Origin of the sequence: Paraburkholderia sp. BR10954, assembly GCF_040965775.1 — a bacterium.
GTDB lineage: Bacteria > Pseudomonadota > Gammaproteobacteria > Burkholderiales > Burkholderiaceae > Paraburkholderia > Paraburkholderia youngii.
In genome coordinates this window covers 1-15,434 of the sequence record NZ_JBFRCK010000018.1, presented here as the reverse complement: position 1 = coordinate 15,434, position 15,434 = coordinate 1, and the positions used below count along the sequence as shown (strand labels likewise).

Genomic DNA, 15,434 nt, shown 5'->3' with positions numbered 1-15,434 from the left:
CGTCCCCGCCGAGGCAAGAAGTTCTTTGCTGGAAGACGGCGGTGCGCGCAGCGACCTTCCACGAAGCAGCACCGGGAGAGTGAACTCCTCCTTTTTCGCAAACGTTTGCTTTGAGGTATCAAGTCTCAGCTTCCGAAGCCGAAAACGCGTACATCGCCTCGAAACTTTGGAGACCCGATGTGACGCGCGTTGTGCTCTTACTTGCCGTAATGTTCATGACAGGCTGCGCACAAGTGCAACAGCCCACTACGGCTCAAGCCGAGAAACCTGCGGTGTCGAACGTCATCATGAAGTTCGACATTCCCGCCGATGCACTCGGCGCGCGCGATCCGCAACTGGCTACGGTGCTCGCCAAGGCAGGCGCGCTCGCCGCCGCGCAGAAGCGGCCCACGGTGATCCGCGTGACGGCGCTGGGCCAGGACTTCAAGTACATCAACGAGGCGATCTGGCGGGGCGTGCCACAGCAGGGGCTCAAACCCGCGCTCGAAAACCTGACGACCGGCGCGAACCAGACGTACAGCGTGTCGATCCAGCCGCTACGTGATGGGAGCTGACACGATGCGCCTGATCGCTTTCGCCGCGGCATCGCTATGCTTGAGTTCGGCCGCGTGGGCAGGCCAGCCCGCCGCCAGCGCGCCCGCAACCGCCGCCCCGCCTGCCACCCTGGCCTCCGCGGACAAGGTCTACCCGCCGCTGCCCACGCTCGCGATGCTGCCGCCCTCCACCGGCGACGATGACGACCTCCCCGCGCCGCGCTCGAGCTCGCGCAACAAGAAGAAGACGCAAAAGCGCGATTGCCACTGCGCGATGCCGACGCCGCGCCTCGTCGTCTCCGATGAATCACGCGCCTATCTGAAGGACGTCGAGCGGCAGCTCGATTCCGCGCTGGCGCAGTAAAGCAGGACCCGGAGCCCCGACCCATGGACCAGCCCAAGCCCAACGCCTTCCGCCCTTTGCGATCGTGGGCCATCTGCGCCTGGGCGGCGCTGGTGGTCCTCGGCAGTTCGTCCGCGCACGCCGCCGCGAGCGCCGATGATTGCTTCGACAAGGCTGGCGCCTACCAGGGCGTCAATCCGCACGTGCTGCGCGCCGTGGCATGGCGCGAATCGAAAGGCGACGCGACCGCCATCAACCGCAATGCCAACGGGTCGATCGACGTGGGCCAATTGCAGATCAATTCGATCCACTTTCCGGAACTGGCGAGCCAGGGCATTCCGCACCGCGCGCTCACCGACCCATGCGTGAATATCTTCGTGGCCGCCTGGCTGCTCAAGCAGAAGATGGTGCGCTACGGCAACACATGGCGCGCGATCGGCGCGTATCACTCGGAATCGCCGCGCGAGCGCGACAGCTACGCGCGCAGCATTCAGGCGATTCTGGTCAACTGGGGGCTGTTGCAGCCGGAGCGATGAGGTTCAGGCGCGGGCGCGGCGGGTCGTTGCCGGCGCACCGCGCTCCGCTAACTCCCCGCTGATGCAAGCTCCATCCGCTTGCGCTGCAGGAACCGGCGCACGGCCGGGTCACGCTCGAGACCGATCGCCAGATCGTACGCACTGAGGGCTTGTGCCGTCGCGCCGGCACGCGCGAGCAGATTGGCGCGTGCAGCCCAGTAGGGCTGGTAGTCGGTGAGCCTCGGATCGTCCGCATACGGCGCCAGCGCATCGAGCGCCGCCTGCGGGCCGTCACGCTCCGCCACCGCGAGGGCGCGGTTCACTGCGACTACCGGCGACGCCGCAATCGAAAGCAGCCCATCGTAGAGCTGCACGATCTCGTCCCAGTTCGGGCGCCCCGTCCGGCAGCGATCCACATGCGCCGATTGCAGCGCGGCCTCGAGCTGAAAGCGGCCGATTGCGTTGAACGCGTTCGCGCGCCGCAGCAGTGCGTTCGCCGTTTCGATCATCGACGCGTTCCAGGTTGCAGGGTCTTGTGCCGACAGCGGCACGTAGTCGCCAGCCGCATCGCGTCGCGCATCACGCCGGGCCTGTGCAAACAGCATCAGCGCGAGCAGGCCCAGCGTCTCAGGTTCTTCCGGAAGCAGCTCGACGAGCAGTTGCGCGAGATACAGCGCCTCGTCGGCGAGCTCGCGCCGCTCGGTATCGCCGCCGATCGGATCCGTCCACCCTTCCGCGTACGCCGCATAGACCGCTTCGAGCACCGCGTCGAGCCGGCCGGGCAGCTCCTCGCGCTCGGGCACGCTGAACGGAATGCCCGCTTCGCGGATCTTGGTCTTCGCCCGCACGAGGCGCTTGCTCATCGCGGCGGGCGACATCAGGAACGCCGACGCAATCGTCTTCGCTTCCAGCCCCAACACCACTTGCAGCATCAGCGGCGTGCGAATCGGGGCCTCGAGCGCAGGGTGCGTGCACGCGAACAGCAGCGCCAGCCGCCGGTCGGGCAACGCGTCTGTCGAGCACTCGTCGATTTCGTCGGCGAGAATCAGCAGCTGGTTCGCCACGTCGTCGCCGACCTGGCGATGACGCGCGCCGTCGATCGCCCGGCGGCGCGCAACCGTCATCAGCCACCCTTCAGGACTCGCGGGACAGCCGTGCGCCGGCCAGTCCGCGAGCGCCGCCGCGAATGCGTCGGCGAGCGCGTCCTCGGCCGCGGCGACGTCGCGCGTGCGCATTGCCAGCAGCGCGACGAGCTTGCCGTAGCTGCGGCGAGCGACCGCCTCGGCGATCGACCGCGCGACGCCGTCATCGCCTCGGGCGTCGCGGGACGAGCTCATGCAGACGGCGCTTCGTACGGAGCGGTCCAGACCGGGCGCACCTCCATCACGCCGTGCGCCGCGCCGGGGCAGCGCGACGCCCACGTCATCGCCGCGTCGAGGTTAGGCACGTCGATCAGGTAGTAGCCGGCGAGTTGCTCCTTCGAATCGGAAAACGGGCCATCGAGCACCTGCGGCTTGCCGTCGACGAGCCGCACCGTGGTGGCCGTGTTCGAGTGCTGCAGCCGGTTGGCGCCCACCAGAGCGCCCGATTTCTTCAACGATTCGGTGTACGCGTGATAGGCGGCAACGCCTTGCTGCCGCTCGCTGTCGGTCATCTTGTTCCAGCTGTTTTCTTCCGAGTAGATCATCAACAGGTATTCCATTTGAGCCTCCGTCATGGGGTTGAGGCGGATGAATTGCATCGGCCGCCATCACAATGACGCGCAGGCCGCATGCTGATGGACAACGTGCATCAAATACTCGCGCGTCGGCGCCAGCAGCCGCGCTGCGGTGGGAACAAACGACTGGATTGCAGCCCGTTCGACCGTGTTTCGTGAAACATGGTCGGGCGCTCGACGCGCGTTGTCGACTCGGGATTCGCTTGCGGCGCAGCGATGTGGAACCGCTGTCCCTTGCCGTTCGATCATCACGGATTGAGCGTACTCCTGCATGCATCGTCGCGTTCGACAATCCGGGGATCAGGCGGCACTGAAACGACCAGCGCGCAGCGCGCCAACCGGGCGATCTCCGCCAGGGCATCAGGCCGGCCCGGTCCGTCTGCGATGTCGTGGATCAGGTGAAGCACCGTATGCAAGCGCGGTATCTCATGCATCATGAACGCATGTCGCATGACATTGCCACTCCGATTCGTCTCGCCTGTTTGATTCACGCAGTTCTCCCTGTTGACGGACCTCGGCCGGGTATCGATCCTGGGTGGACAGTTCAATCAGAACCGATGCCGGATTCCCGCGCCAATGAGCAGCTGGTTACGGCCGGATGACGGCTCCGCGCTGTTGATCACTGCCGGCGCGTCCGTCGAGGCCCGCTGGTAGACCGTCTCGACGTATGCATCGGTACGCCTCGATAGCAGGTAAGCCGCCTGCAAGCCGGCCTGGTGCCAGTGCTGGTTCGAACCGTTCGTATAGTTGTACATGCCGGCAAGCGACAGCGTCGGCATGAGCTGATATTGTGCGTTGACCTCGTAGTTGTTGAACTGCGCCGAAGGAGCAGGGTTGCCGGTGTCCGCATCGACCAGACCGCTGAATGTGGAGCGCGACCACGCTGCTCCGAGCGTAAGGTCGCCGATCGCGTAGTTCGCCCCCGCACCATATGTATTCTGCGTCTGCGCGAACGCGTCAAACGTGCGGCGAGCACCGCCTGGCACAATGACCGCATCGTACGCACCAGTGCTGGTGGCACCACGCCCGCTCGCATGCAGCCACGCTGCCCCGGCGTTGAACGGACCATTCTGGTAGCTGATGCCCAGGCTATACGCGCGGTTGTTTGCGAACTGACCGGCAGCATTCGATAGTGCGTAGATACCGCCAACGGTCAAACCGCCGAATGACGGGCTCGTGTACTTCACCGAGTTGCGTGCTAAGTACGAGTTGTTGGCGTTGTCGTTGTCGAACGGATGAGCGAACGCGGTGCCGCCCGCTCCGCCCGTCAGTGTTACCGGAGCGAAGAAGTCGTGGACCGAATCGTACTGATGGCCGAGCGTTACCGTCCCCCACGCGTCGCCGCTCAGCCCGACGTAGGACGGGTGATCATCGAATATCTCCCCTGTTGTGATCGAGAAGCCGCGTTCGAGCATAAAAATGGCCTTGTTGCCGCCGCCGAGATCTTCGCTGCCCTGGAGTGCCCAGAAGCTGCCGTCGATCAGACCGCTCGTTGCCTTGTACTGCGCATGACCGCCCACGTTGTTCAGCCATGCGAGGCCAGTGTCGAGTTCACCGTACATCGTCACGCTGCTCTGGGCTTGTGCGTTGGTTGTCAAAGCCGCAAGCGCCATTGCGCCAGCTGTGAAACCGTCCAGGACTGCTTTTGTTGTTGTCGACATGCAACCATCTTCCAGAAAGTTATGAATGGAACGGGCCGGCAGGCGGGTGCCGCCGCGCCCTGCGTCAACCGCTGACGCGCCCGGACGTCAGCGGAATCGCCGTGTCAGTACCACCGGCCATAGCGCCGGATATAGACGGTCTTGACGAGTTGGGTAAGCAGCATGTAGCTGGCGATGGTCGCGACGAGCCATCCCCAGTAGCGGTGATCCAGCGCCTGGAAGCCAAGCGCCGATGCGAATGGCGAGAACGGCAGCCAGCAGCCAACGAGAATCGCAATGGTCGTCGACAGCGTGACCGGCAGTGCTGCCATGCTCTGCAGGAACGGAATCCGATGCGTGCGCAGCATGTGCACGACCAGCGTCTGCGACACGAGACCTTCGATGAACCAGCCGGAATTCATGATGATCTGGCCGCCGCCATCGGCGTGATAAGCGGCGCCGGCGCCGAACACCGTCCACATCAGCCAAAAGGTCGTGATGTCGAATACGGACGACGTCGGCCCGAGCCAGATCATGAAACGTTTGATGTTGCCGGCATCCCACTTGCGGGGCTTCCTGAGGAATTCAGGGTCCATCCTGTCCCAAGGCAGGAACATTTGCGACAGGTCGTAGATCAGGTTCTGGACCAGCAACTGCATCGCGAGCATCGGCTCCCATGGCAGGAACGCACTCGCCACCAGCAACGAGAACACATTGCCGAAGTTCGAGCTGGCAGTCATGTTCAGGTACTTGAGGATATTGCCGAACGTTTCCCGGCCCTTGATGACCCCTTCTTCGAGCACCATCAGGCTCTTTTCGAGCAGGATGATGTCGGCGGTTTCCTTGGCGATGTCGGTGCCCGTGTCGACCGAAATGCCCACGTCCGCGTCGCGTAGCGCGGGCGCGTCGTTGATGCCGTCGCCGAGGAAGCCCACCGTATGGTCGTTGGTCTGCAAAGACTTGACCACGCGGGCCTTCTGCAACGGCGTGAGCTTCGCGAAGACTGTCGTGCACTCGACCGCCGCACAGAGTTCGTCGTCGTTCATCTGCTCGACGTCGCGCCCCAGCACCGGGATGCCCGGATCAAGGCCGACGTCCCGGCAGACCTTCGCCGTCACGATCGGGTTGTCGCCCGTGAGCACCTTGATCGTCACGCCATGTTCGTTCAGCGCGCGGATCGCTTGTGCGGCCGAGTCCTTCGGTGGATCGAAAAAGGTCAGGAAACCGCGAACCACGAGGCGCTCTTCGTCGGCGTTCCGGTACTGCGGTTTCGCTTCGGCTCGCGAGATTTCGCGCGTGGCGACGACCAGTACGCGGTAGCCTTCCGCGTTGTATTCCTGCGATCTGGCAATCATCGCAGTGCGCGCGACCTCGTCGAGCTCGCAAACGACATCGCCCTGCTGCACCTGCGTGCAGGCCGCAAGCATCTCCTCCACTGCGCCTTTGGATACCATCAGTTGGCTGCCGTCGGCGCGCTCGACGACCACGGACAGACGTCGGCGCACGAAGTCGAACGGCAGTTCGTCGACCTTCGCGAAGTGGGCCTGCGTGGGTGGCACGCCGGCCGCCTCCGCATGGCTCACGATCGCAATGTCAATCAGATTCTTCTGCCCGCTCTGATGGAAGCTGTTTAGCCATGCCAACTCGAGGATATGGTCGTCGCGGCGGCCCTCGATGTCCAGATGATGTTCGAGGATGATCCGGTCCTGCGTGAGAGTGCCGGTCTTGTCCGTGCACAACACGTCCATCGCGCCGAAGTTCTGGACAGAGTTCAGGCGCTTCACCACCACCTTGCGTCGTGCCATAGCCACAGCGCCTTTCGCAAGATTCGCCGAAACGATCATCGGCAGCATTTCCGGCGTAAGGCCAACCGCGACGGCAAGCGCGAACGTCAGAGCGGAAAGCCAGTCACCTTTGAGCAGCCCGTTGATCAGGAATACGACGGGCACCATGACGAGCATGAAGCGGATCAGTAGCCACGAAACGCTGTTCACGCCGCGATCGAAGCTCGTTTCGATCCGCTTCCGGCTAGTCACGTTCTTCGCGAGTGCGCCGAAGTAAGTATCGGCACCGGTCGCGACGACAACTGCCGTTGCCGTGCCGCTGACCACATTGGTGCCCATGAAACAGACGTTCGCCAGTTCGAGCGGATCGGCCGGGCCCGCATCGGCGACATCGGCCGACTTCTGCATCACGGCGCCGAGCGTGTCGTACTTCTCGACCGGCAGTGCTTCGCCCGTAAGCGCGGCCTGGCTGATGAACAGATCGCGCGACTTGATGAGGCGAATATCGGCGGGAATCATGTCGCCCGCTTGCAGCGTAACGATATCGCCGACCACGAGATTGGACATCGGAATCTCGCGCTTCACCGACTTCCCGGCCTTCGACGCACGGCGCACGACGGTAGCCGTGGTCCGCACCATCGACTTGAGCCGTTCCGCTGCCTTGTTCGACCGGTATTCCTGGAAGAAGCGCAGCAGGCTGCTCACCGTGACCATCGTGAGCAGGATGCTCACGCCGGTCCAGTCGCGATCTCCTGCCGCGGCAAGGTAGACGTCTGTGCAATAGCTGATGCCGGCGAGCACGAGCAGCACGATCACAAACGGGTTGTAGAAAGCATGCAGCACCTGGATCAGCGCGTGTGGCGGCTTGTCGTGCGCGACCTCGTTCGGACCCGTGCTGCGCAGGCGCTGTTCGGCGTCGGCGTCGACCAGGCCGTCAACGGAGCTTTGCGTATGCAGCAAGGTGGCTTCGATGCTGTTTCCGGCTTCGCTGGCAATCTGCGCGGAAATCCTGTTGCGATCCCGGGACGAGGATGCAGTTAGAAATCCCTTCTGTCTGAGACGAGATTCGTGATGATGCGAGGGTTGTTTTTGCATGGATTATCCCGGGCAGGGGCGAGCGCTAGCCGACCCCTGTCGCGGCCTCAAGAAGTTGATATTTAATGCAGAAAGTCAGCGGAACCGGGCGCGGACTGCGGCCCAACACTTTCCGATCAATGTGATGTTTTGATGCTCGCCGGTACGCAGAGTGAGCAGCGAGTCATAGTACGGGCGTGCCTCTTGAATATGAGGCAGGTTCGATACAAGAAGAGCGAAGTGCATGATGTTTCTCCGTCCGGGCTATGGCCCGGAGCGTCGTTCTGGTTTGCCTGCCCGAAGGCCTGAACCATGACGTCAATGCTCAATGCTCGAGTGACGGGAAACGGTGCAGCCTCCGCTCAGGCGGAAGAAAAACTGGATGGCGGTAAGGGACAAGAGTCACCGTCGGGCATAGGGGCTCCTTCCTCGTGCCAGATGCACGAGCGCGTTTATTCAATCAAGTCCCGTACTGATTACAAGGACCGTACGGACGTGAACGGACAACGCTGCGCGAATCGAAGTGCACAACGCGGGAAGCACGAACGAGCGCAATCGCGCCGGTTTGTGCGTAGCTATTTGAAGGTGCGAGGGGGGTACTGCGACGAATACTGCGACGCGCACCGTCCCGCCTGATGGCGGGACGGCGGCTTGATGGGGCGGACGTCCTGCCGGTCAGGCGGTCAAACTGCTCGAAGATCGACTACTACAGGGTTCCAAGGCATTAGCCCCAATCGTTGAAAACGGACGAATCGTAAACACCACGAAAGGCTATGTCAAGCAGACCGAAGGAAAATCTGCGAGGAGATGGTTTGGAGAATTTTGAGAGAGTCTCAACCCATGCGCGAGTTCTATTGATTCCCATAGCGACGCACAAAAAAATGGCGCCGCGGGCATTCAGCCCGCGGCGCCATTTCGTGGCGCTACGACGCGAACAACACGCCGTAGCCCGACAGCACACTTACATCGTCACGCCGTCTGCGACTTCCTTGAAGTCCTCGATCTGGTCGAAGTTCATGTATTGATAGATCTTGTCGCCGTTGGCATTGAGCACGCCCATGTCGGCCATGTACTCTTCCCTGGTCGGGATCTTGCCCAGACGCGAGCAGATCGCCGCCAGTTCCGCCGAGCCGAGGTACACGTTCGTATTCTTGCCGAGGCGGTTCGGGAAGTTGCGGGTCGAGGTCGACATGACCGTCGCACCTTCGCGCACCTGGGCCTGGTTACCCATGCACAGCGAGCAGCCCGGCATTTCGGTACGCGCACCTGCCGTGCCGAACACGCCGTAGTGGCCTTCCTCGGTCAGCTGCTTCTGATCCATCTTGGTCGGCGGAGCCACCCACAGCTTGACCGGAATGTCGCGCTTGCCTTCGAGCAGCTTCGACGCGGCGCGGAAGTGACCGATGTTGGTCATGCACGAGCCGATGAACACTTCGTCGATCTTGGCACCCGCCACGTCCGACAGCGTCTTCACGTCGTCCGGATCGTTCGGGCAAGCCACGATCGGCTCGTGGATGTCGGCGAGATCGATCTCGATGACGGCTGCGTACTCGGCGTCGGCATCCGGCGACAGCAGTTGAGGGTCGGCCAGCCACTGCTCCATCGCCTTGATGCGGCGCTGCAGGCTGCGCGGGTCCTGGTAGCCCTGGGCGATCATCCACTTCAGCAGCGTGACGTTGCTGTTCAGGTATTCGATGATCGGTTCCTTGTTCAGGTGCACCGTGCAACCGGCGGCCGAACGCTCGGCGGAAGCATCCGACAGTTCGAACGCTTGCTCGACCTTAAGATCGGGCAGGCCTTCGATTTCGAGAATGCGGCCGGAGAAGATGTTCTTCTTGCCTTGCTTGGCAACCGTCAGCGTGCCTTGCTTGATCGCGTACAGCGGAATCGCGTTGACGAGATCACGCAGCGTCACGCCCGGCTGCATCTTGCCCTTGAAGCGGACCAGCACCGATTCAGGCATGTCCAGCGGCATCGTGCCGGTGGCGGCCGCGAAGGCGACCAGACCCGAACCTGCCGGGAAGCTGATACCGATCGGGAAGCGTGTGTGCGAGTCGCCGCCGGTGCCGACGGTGTCGGGCAGCAGCATGCGATTCAGCCACGAGTGGATCACGCCGTCGCCCGGGCGCAGCGCGATGCCGCCACGGTTGCTGATGAAGTTCGGCAGCGTCTGGTGGGTCTTCACGTCCACCGGCTTCGGATAAGCGGCGGTGTGGCAGAACGACTGCATCACGAGATCGGCCGAGAAGCCGAGGCACGCCAGGTCCTTCAGTTCGTCGCGGGTCATCGGGCCCGTGGTGTCCTGCGAGCCGACCGAGGTCATCTTCGGTTCGCAGTACGTGCCCGGGCGGACGCCTTGGCCTTCCGGCAGACCGCAAGCACGGCCGACCATCTTCTGCGCCAGCGAGAAGCCCTTGCCGCTGTTGGCCGGCTGCTGCGGCAGGCGGAACAGCGTCGACGGAGCGAGACCCAGCGCTTCACGCGCCTTGGCGGTCAGGCCGCGGCCGACGATCAGCGGAATGCGGCCGCCGGCGCGCACTTCGTCGAACAGCACGTCGGACTTGACCTGGAATTCGGCGATCACTTCACCGTTCTTCAGCGCACGGCCTTCGTACGGGCGCAGTTCGACCACGTCGCCCATTTCCATCTTCGACACGTCGAGTTCGATCGGCAGCGCGCCGGCGTCTTCCATCGTGTTGTAGAAGATCGGGGCGATCTTGCCGCCGAGGCACACGCCACCGAAGCGCTTGTTCGGGATGAAGGGGATGTCTTCGCCCGTGAACCACAGCACCGAGTTGGTGGCCGACTTGCGCGAGGAGCCGGTGCCGACCACGTCGCCCACGTACGCGACCAGGTGGCCCTTTTCCTTCAGCGACTCGATGAACTTGACCGGGCCGCGCTTGCCGTCTTCTTCCGGCGTGATGCCGGGGCGCGCGTTCTTCAGCATCGCCAGCGCGTGCAGCGGGATGTCCGGGCGGGTGGTCGCGTCCGGGGCCGGGGACAGGTCGTCGGTATTGGTTTCGCCCGTCACCTTGAACACGGTGATGGTCAGGCTTTGCGGCACTTCGGGACGGCTCGTGAACCATTCGGCGTCGGCCCAGCTTTGCATCACGGCCTTCGCGTTGGCGTTGCCCTTGTCGGCCAGTTCCTTGACGTCGTGGAACTGGTCGAACATCAGCAGGGTCTTCTTCAGCGCGTCGGCGGCCACGGTGCCCACTTCGGCGTCGGACAGCAGTTCGATCAGCGGCTGGATGTTGTAGCCGCCCAGCATCGTGCCGAGCAGTTCGGTGGCGCGCTCGCGCGGGATCAGCGCGCAGGCGGTCTCGCCTTTGGCCACGGCGGCGAGGAAGCCTGCCTTCACGCGGGCGGCCTCGTCCACGCCGGCGGGCACGCGATTGGTGATCAGGTCGAGCAGCGTCTGCTCTTCGCCAGCGGGCGGGTTGGTCAGGAGTTCGACCAGCTCGGCGGTCTGCTGAGCCGTCAGCGGCAGGGGAGGAATGCCGAGCGCGGCGCGTGCGGCCACGTGAGCACGAAAGTTTTCAAGCATGGGGGACCTGCTGGTATTTGCGTTTCAGGGAAAGGCTTTTTAGGCACTCCAAGCTGTGCCGGGCACTGCTTCGATCGCGATTTTAATTGCAATACCCCTCACGGTCAAATGTCTTATGTCTTATATAAGAGTTGCCGTGGCGAAACCGGCGATGCGCGATGCGCTTCTGGTGCTGTGCGCGCGCCTGCCCGCTACCGCAAAAGCACCGACTGTGTAAGCCGTTTCAATCATTCGCCGTCGCTCGAATGCTTTGATTACTGCGCGCTTAACGCCTACAACAGAGGATGTCCGGCGATGTTCTTCCCGGCCGGATTCAACCGGCAGCGGAGGTGCAAATGAGCTATCAACTGATGGGCAGCATCCTCGAAGTGTGCGAATGCAAGGTGCTGTGTCCGTGCTGGATCGGAGAAGATCCCGACAACGGCGTTTGCCGCAGCGCGCTTGCATACCACTACGAGCGAGGCACGATCGACGGCGTCGATGTGTCGGGCCTGACTATCGCGTTCGCGGCATTCATTCCCGGCAATGTGCTCAAAGGTGGCTGGCGCGTCGCAATGTTCGTCGACGAGCGCGCGAGCGACGCGCAATTCGACGCTCTGGTGAGCGTGCACCGTGGCGAGCGCGGCGGCCCCCTCGCGGATCTCGTGCAGTTGATCGGCGAAGTCGTGTGCGTGGAACGCGTGCCGATCGAATACACGGTCGTCGACGGCAAGGGCCGGATGAAAGTCGGCGAAGCAATCGATGCCGAGTTGGAGCCCTATCGCGGCCCGACCGGCGAGCCGACCAAGCTGGTCGAAAGCATCTTTTCGACGATACCGGGCTCCCCTGCTTTCGTCGGCAAGGCGAACTCTTTCCGCCTGCGGCACGAAAAGCTCGATCTCGACCTGGCCTTGAGCGGACATAACGCCATTCAGGGATCGTTCAACTTCGCGTCGTGAAGATGCAAGCACGCTCGCGGCTGTTCGCGCCGCTCTTCGTCGCATTGACGAGCAGCGCGTGGATCGCGTTATGGGTGTGGGACGCGGGGCCCTATGCGCGCTACCTGCGTCACGCGAGCTGGGCCGACCTGCCGCTCGTCGGCCCGATATGCCGCGACGTGCCCGGTGCTAGCGTCACCATCGCGGCGCTGCTGCACAGCGCCGCATGGCTGCTGATGATCGCGGCGATGATGCTGCCGAGCGCCTTCCCGCTGTTCGACACCTTCCGGCGGATGACCGTCGCGCGCGAAAACCGGCGCACGCTGATAGCGCTTCTGATCGTCGGTTATGCGACGACGTGGGCGCTGTTCGGCGTAGTCGCGCACGGCTTCGACGCGGCGCTCCATCTGGTCGCCGAGCAAATTCCGAGCTTGCTTGCCAACAGCTGGCTGATCGGCGCCGCGATCGTCGCGCTCGCGGGCCTCTATCAGTTCAGCAGCCTCAAACATCGATGTCTCGACAAATGCCGCTCGCCGCTGATGTTCATCACCGGGCATTGGCGGGGCAAAAGCGCGCGCCGCGAGAGCTTCGTGCTCGGCATCAGTCACGGCGCGTTCTGCGTCGGCTGCTGTTGGGCGCTGATGTTGCTGATGTTCGCGGTCGGCACCGGCAGCGTCGGCTGGATGCTGGCGCTGGGCGGGATCATGTCGGCCGAGAAGAACTTCCGCTGGGGCAGGTCCATCGGCAAGCCGCTCGGTGTTGCGTTGCTTGCGTGGTCCGCGTGGATCGTCGTACAGCACGCCCGCATCGCCTGAGCCGTGCCCGGCGGCCCGCGTCCACCTGCCCCGTTATCCCTATGCGCTGCCAAAGAATGCCGTGAGTTCGTCGGCGACCGCGCGCGGTTGTTCTTCTGGAATGAAGTGCCCGCAGTGACTAATGGTGCGGCCTTGGACGTCGGTGAAAAACGCTCGCAGAGGGGTCGCCATATCGGCGATGGACCCTTGATCGGAGCCGAGCGTCAGCAGTGGCAAATCGAGCATGCCTCGCTGCTTCAATTCCGCGTTCTGTCGGGCGGACACGTGCGCGGCGCGGTAATACGCAAGGCCGGCGCGTAAGCCGCCGTCTTTCTTCAGAATGCGCAGATATTCATCGATATCGGCTTCAGTGAAAGTATCGGGATTGGCCGTCTTTCGCCGCAAAAACCAGTCGAGGTATTCGCGTTCCTTGCCGGCCAGCAGCAGTTCCGGCAGGTCAGGTAGGACGTGAAACGCAAAATGCCAGGTACGCCATGCACGCTCGGGTGCGGTCGGCAACGCATCGGGCAACGTCACGCCGGGGATCCCCGCATCCAGCAGCGCGAGGCGACGGACCTCGTCGGCGAACATCACGGCGTACGGAAAAGCCACCCACGCTCCAATGTCGTGTCCGGCGAGAAAGTACTGGGTCACTCCGAGTTGCCGGAGCAAACCGTGGACATGGCTCGCAAGGGTCTGTGTGTCGTAGCCGTCCATCGGACGATCCGAATCACCTTGTCCGGGAAGATCCGGTGCGACGATTCGATAGGTCTTTGCAAGCAGCGCCATCACGTTGCGCCACGCGAACCAGCTCTGCGGAAAGCCCGCGAGCAACACGACCACATCGCCCTGTGGGTTTCCACCGGTGACGTAGTGAAGTCTCAAGCCGTCTACGGTCGCGAACTTGTGCTCGAATCCTTCCAACCCCGGAACGGGCCTTGATGCTGGCAGCGTGCTTACGATTTCGGAACGCCCAGATAGCATGGGCGAGTGAAGTGCTTTCACGAACGAGACTCCTTTGGGTTGAGTGATTACATCGTTGAACGGCTGTTTCTCATCGGCGGTTTAAGTTAGGAAATAGTCATTTCCTAATTTGGCGAGGAACACTGGTAACTGGTGCGATGCTATATCTTGCTGTGCTTAGTCCAGCAGACGCATGGCCTGCTCCGCAGCCGCCACTATGTGCGCCCGGGGCCGCCCAACTTTGCCGACGACCCTCAAACCTTGCGTCAAACTCAGCAGGGCGCGGCCGGTAGCGTCCGCATCCACGGCGGACGCGATCGAACCGTCTGTCTGGCCCAGCCGGATCAGACGGCACAACAGACGCTCCGTTCGCTGCAAAGAAGCGGCGACATGACCGGCGACCTCATCATCAAAAGCGAGCAGATCGATTGCGCTTCCGACTACGAGACAGCCCCGCTTGCCCTCGTCGCCAATTGCAGACTCGGCATAAAACCGCAGAACGGCCCGTACCTTGTCGCGGCCGGTTTGCTCCGCGTCGAGCAGGCTTTGCAACTGGCCATTCCGTAGATGGATGTAGCGCTCCAGTGCGGCAAGGAACACCGCTCGCTTATCGGTGAACGCCTTGTAGATACTGCCGGCCGTGAGGCCCATCGCGACACCGAGGTCGCCAAGAGACGTCCCTTGATAGCCGCGTTCGCGAAAAATCTGGATTGCGCCGTCCAGTGCGATGTCCATATCGAATTCGCGAGGACGACCTGGAGCTCGAGGCTGTCTGGCAGGATGGTGGCGTGTGGTCATGGCGCGATTATAGGAAATGATCATTTCCTAATCAAGATGTCCCCGTGTGTACTGTTGTGAGAATCGCGAACCCGGGGTGCGTCGAGCCGTGCAAACCCTAGGGCAAGGCACTGCCTTCGGGCGAGTTTTGTACGGCATTCTTACTGCATGGCACGAGGTGAGACCTTATCGACCGCAGGCCGCAATGACTCACATTGGCGGTCACTCCCCGGGCGACGCGCTTCGCGCTTCGGATACGCGTTGGCTGTCCCACACGCCTAGCTCAATCGCACGCTGCAGCATTCCGACTGTAATTGGCTCCTTATTTTTGTAGTCTTTCACGCCTCTGAGTTTTAGAAGATACCGGGTAAGAATCGAAAATGGCCAAACGCTGAATCCTTCCATATTAAAATATCTAAGAAATTCGAAATCGCCGGGTTGAACGTTAAATGTTATTGCGAACGTGTTAATGAGCTTGCTCGCATCGTCGCCCGTGACGCCAAAATCGTCTTCTAAAGAACTGGATGGCTTTATTGCTATTTTTGGCGGAATTCCGATTTTCTCCCGCAAGAATTCCTCCAGCTCAGCCGAAACTTCCGGTGGTGGCATCATTTATACGATCCTCGTTTTTTACCAGTCTATTGTAGTGCATGACAGATGAGGCGGCGATCCTTATAACGTCATAAGCTGCTAATGTAATACCTAGTCGAACCTGAACAATCCGGAGAGCCTTTTGCAGCAAGGGTTTGAAGCGGAAAGTTGTTGATGCATTTGCAGGAACCTGGCAGATTATGGGTAGTTTCCTGCAAATTCTGTCGAGGTCTGGATGG

At 62.3% G+C, this 15,434-nt stretch carries 14 protein-coding genes and 1 pseudogene; 5 read left to right on the top strand and 10 right to left on the bottom strand.

Annotation, left to right across the window (positions count from 1 at the left end; all coding sequences use genetic code 11):
• The first annotated feature begins 179 nt into the window (after window positions 1-179).
• Genes AB4Y34_RS23340 through AB4Y34_RS23330 form a run of 3 tightly spaced genes read left to right on the top strand, consistent with a single transcriptional unit; the run spans window position 180 to window position 1,412 of the window.
• The gene (locus AB4Y34_RS23340) at window positions 180-554 is read left to right on the top strand and encodes a hypothetical protein (RefSeq protein WP_176122630.1); all 375 of its coding nucleotides are present in this window, start codon (window positions 180-182) and stop codon (window positions 552-554) included.
• A 4-nt stretch (window positions 555-558) separates the two neighbouring features.
• Window positions 559-897 carry a hypothetical protein gene (locus AB4Y34_RS23335; protein WP_176378295.1) on the top strand — a complete coding sequence of 113 codons (339 nt, stop codon included), beginning with the start codon at window positions 559-561 and terminating at the stop codon, window positions 895-897.
• Between the two features lie 23 nt (window positions 898-920).
• Window positions 921-1,412 carry a lytic transglycosylase domain-containing protein gene (locus AB4Y34_RS23330; protein ID WP_368717343.1) on the top strand — a complete coding sequence of 164 codons (492 nt, stop codon included), beginning with the start codon at window positions 921-923 and terminating at the stop codon, window positions 1,410-1,412.
• Between the two features lie 47 nt (window positions 1,413-1,459).
• Here the strand turns inward: AB4Y34_RS23330 and AB4Y34_RS23325 are convergent, their stop codons facing one another.
• The 6 genes from AB4Y34_RS23325 to acnB form a co-directional block, all read right to left on the bottom strand.
• Complete coding sequence (locus AB4Y34_RS23325) at window positions 1,460-2,728, bottom strand: RNA polymerase sigma factor (RefSeq protein WP_368717342.1); 1,269 nt, start codon at window positions 2,726-2,728, stop codon at window positions 1,460-1,462.
• Window positions 2,725-3,093 carry a YciI family protein gene (locus tag AB4Y34_RS23320; RefSeq protein ID WP_176111289.1) on the bottom strand — a complete coding sequence of 123 codons (369 nt, stop codon included), beginning with the start codon at window positions 3,091-3,093 and terminating at the stop codon, window positions 2,725-2,727. Before AB4Y34_RS23320 ends, AB4Y34_RS23325 begins: the two co-directional genes overlap by 4 nt.
• Window positions 3,094-3,356: 263 nt before the next feature.
• Window positions 3,357-3,599, bottom strand: a complete 243-nt coding sequence (locus AB4Y34_RS23315) for a hypothetical protein (protein ID WP_176378299.1) — start codon at window positions 3,597-3,599, stop codon at window positions 3,357-3,359.
• A 57-nt stretch (window positions 3,600-3,656) separates the two neighbouring features.
• Window positions 3,657-4,721: a porin gene (locus AB4Y34_RS23310; protein ID WP_368717414.1), complete on the bottom strand. Its 1,065-nt coding sequence runs from the start codon at window positions 4,719-4,721 to the stop codon at window positions 3,657-3,659.
• 152 nt (window positions 4,722-4,873) lie between these two features.
• Window positions 4,874-7,627, bottom strand: coding sequence for a magnesium-translocating P-type ATPase (mgtA, locus tag AB4Y34_RS23305; protein ID WP_368717341.1), 2,754 nt, complete (start codon window positions 7,625-7,627; stop codon window positions 4,874-4,876).
• A 940-nt stretch (window positions 7,628-8,567) separates the two neighbouring features.
• Window positions 8,568-11,153, bottom strand: coding sequence for a bifunctional aconitate hydratase 2/2-methylisocitrate dehydratase (gene acnB / locus AB4Y34_RS23300; RefSeq protein ID WP_176378301.1), 2,586 nt, complete (start codon window positions 11,151-11,153; stop codon window positions 8,568-8,570).
• Between the two features lie 335 nt (window positions 11,154-11,488).
• Between acnB and AB4Y34_RS23295 the strand changes: the two genes are divergently transcribed.
• Both AB4Y34_RS23295 and AB4Y34_RS23290 read left to right on the top strand, forming a co-directional pair.
• On the top strand, window positions 11,489-12,091 hold the full coding sequence (locus AB4Y34_RS23295; RefSeq protein WP_176378302.1) for a DUF1326 domain-containing protein: 603 nt from the start codon (window positions 11,489-11,491) through the stop codon (window positions 12,089-12,091).
• Window positions 12,092-12,093: 2 nt separating this feature from the next.
• Window positions 12,094-12,885: a DUF2182 domain-containing protein gene (locus AB4Y34_RS23290; protein ID WP_368717340.1), complete on the top strand. Its 792-nt coding sequence runs from the start codon at window positions 12,094-12,096 to the stop codon at window positions 12,883-12,885.
• Between the two features lie 39 nt (window positions 12,886-12,924).
• Here the strand turns inward: AB4Y34_RS23290 and AB4Y34_RS23285 are convergent, their stop codons facing one another.
• The 4 genes and pseudogenes from AB4Y34_RS23285 to AB4Y34_RS23270 all read right to left on the bottom strand — a co-directional run.
• Window positions 12,925-13,869 carry an alpha/beta fold hydrolase gene (locus AB4Y34_RS23285; RefSeq protein WP_368717339.1) on the bottom strand — a complete coding sequence of 315 codons (945 nt, stop codon included), beginning with the start codon at window positions 13,867-13,869 and terminating at the stop codon, window positions 12,925-12,927.
• A 135-nt stretch (window positions 13,870-14,004) separates the two neighbouring features.
• Window positions 14,005-14,562 (bottom strand): TetR/AcrR family transcriptional regulator, encoded by a 558-nt coding sequence (locus tag AB4Y34_RS23280; protein ID WP_176378305.1) that lies wholly within the window; start codon window positions 14,560-14,562, stop codon window positions 14,005-14,007.
• 264 nt (window positions 14,563-14,826) lie between these two features.
• Window positions 14,827-15,216: a DUF1493 family protein gene (locus tag AB4Y34_RS23275; protein ID WP_176378306.1), complete on the bottom strand. Its 390-nt coding sequence runs from the start codon at window positions 15,214-15,216 to the stop codon at window positions 14,827-14,829.
• A pseudogene (locus tag AB4Y34_RS23270) lies at window positions 15,188-15,434 on the bottom strand (hypothetical protein); the annotation flags it as partial. The pseudogene AB4Y34_RS23270 and the gene AB4Y34_RS23275, both read right to left, overlap by 29 nt.

What these genes read in the sequence shown, in the direction of transcription:
- mgtA (WP_368717341.1), bottom strand. Translation starts at nt 7,627, where the DNA reads ATGCAAAAACAACCCTCGCATCATCACGAATCTCGTCTCAGACAGAAG.
- AB4Y34_RS23335 (WP_176378295.1), top strand. Translation starts at nt 559, where the DNA reads ATGCGCCTGATCGCTTTCGCCGCGGCATCGCTATGCTTGAGTTCGGCC.
- AB4Y34_RS23310 (WP_368717414.1), bottom strand. Translation starts at nt 4,721, where the DNA reads ATGGCGCTTGCGGCTTTGACAACCAACGCACAAGCCCAGAGCAGCGTG.
- AB4Y34_RS23280 (WP_176378305.1), bottom strand. Translation starts at nt 14,562, where the DNA reads ATGGACATCGCACTGGACGGCGCAATCCAGATTTTTCGCGAACGCGGC.
- AB4Y34_RS23295 (WP_176378302.1), top strand. Translation starts at nt 11,489, where the DNA reads ATGAGCTATCAACTGATGGGCAGCATCCTCGAAGTGTGCGAATGCAAG.
- acnB (WP_176378301.1), bottom strand. Translation starts at nt 11,153, where the DNA reads ATGCTTGAAAACTTTCGTGCTCACGTGGCCGCACGCGCCGCGCTCGGC.
- AB4Y34_RS23325 (WP_368717342.1), bottom strand. Translation starts at nt 2,728, where the DNA reads ATGAGCTCGTCCCGCGACGCCCGAGGCGATGACGGCGTCGCGCGGTCG.
- AB4Y34_RS23275 (WP_176378306.1), bottom strand. Translation starts at nt 15,216, where the DNA reads ATGATGCCACCACCGGAAGTTTCGGCTGAGCTGGAGGAATTCTTGCGG.
- AB4Y34_RS23330 (WP_368717343.1), top strand. Translation starts at nt 921, where the DNA reads ATGGACCAGCCCAAGCCCAACGCCTTCCGCCCTTTGCGATCGTGGGCC.
- AB4Y34_RS23290 (WP_368717340.1), top strand. Translation starts at nt 12,094, where the DNA reads ATGCAAGCACGCTCGCGGCTGTTCGCGCCGCTCTTCGTCGCATTGACG.
- AB4Y34_RS23320 (WP_176111289.1), bottom strand. Translation starts at nt 3,093, where the DNA reads ATGGAATACCTGTTGATGATCTACTCGGAAGAAAACAGCTGGAACAAG.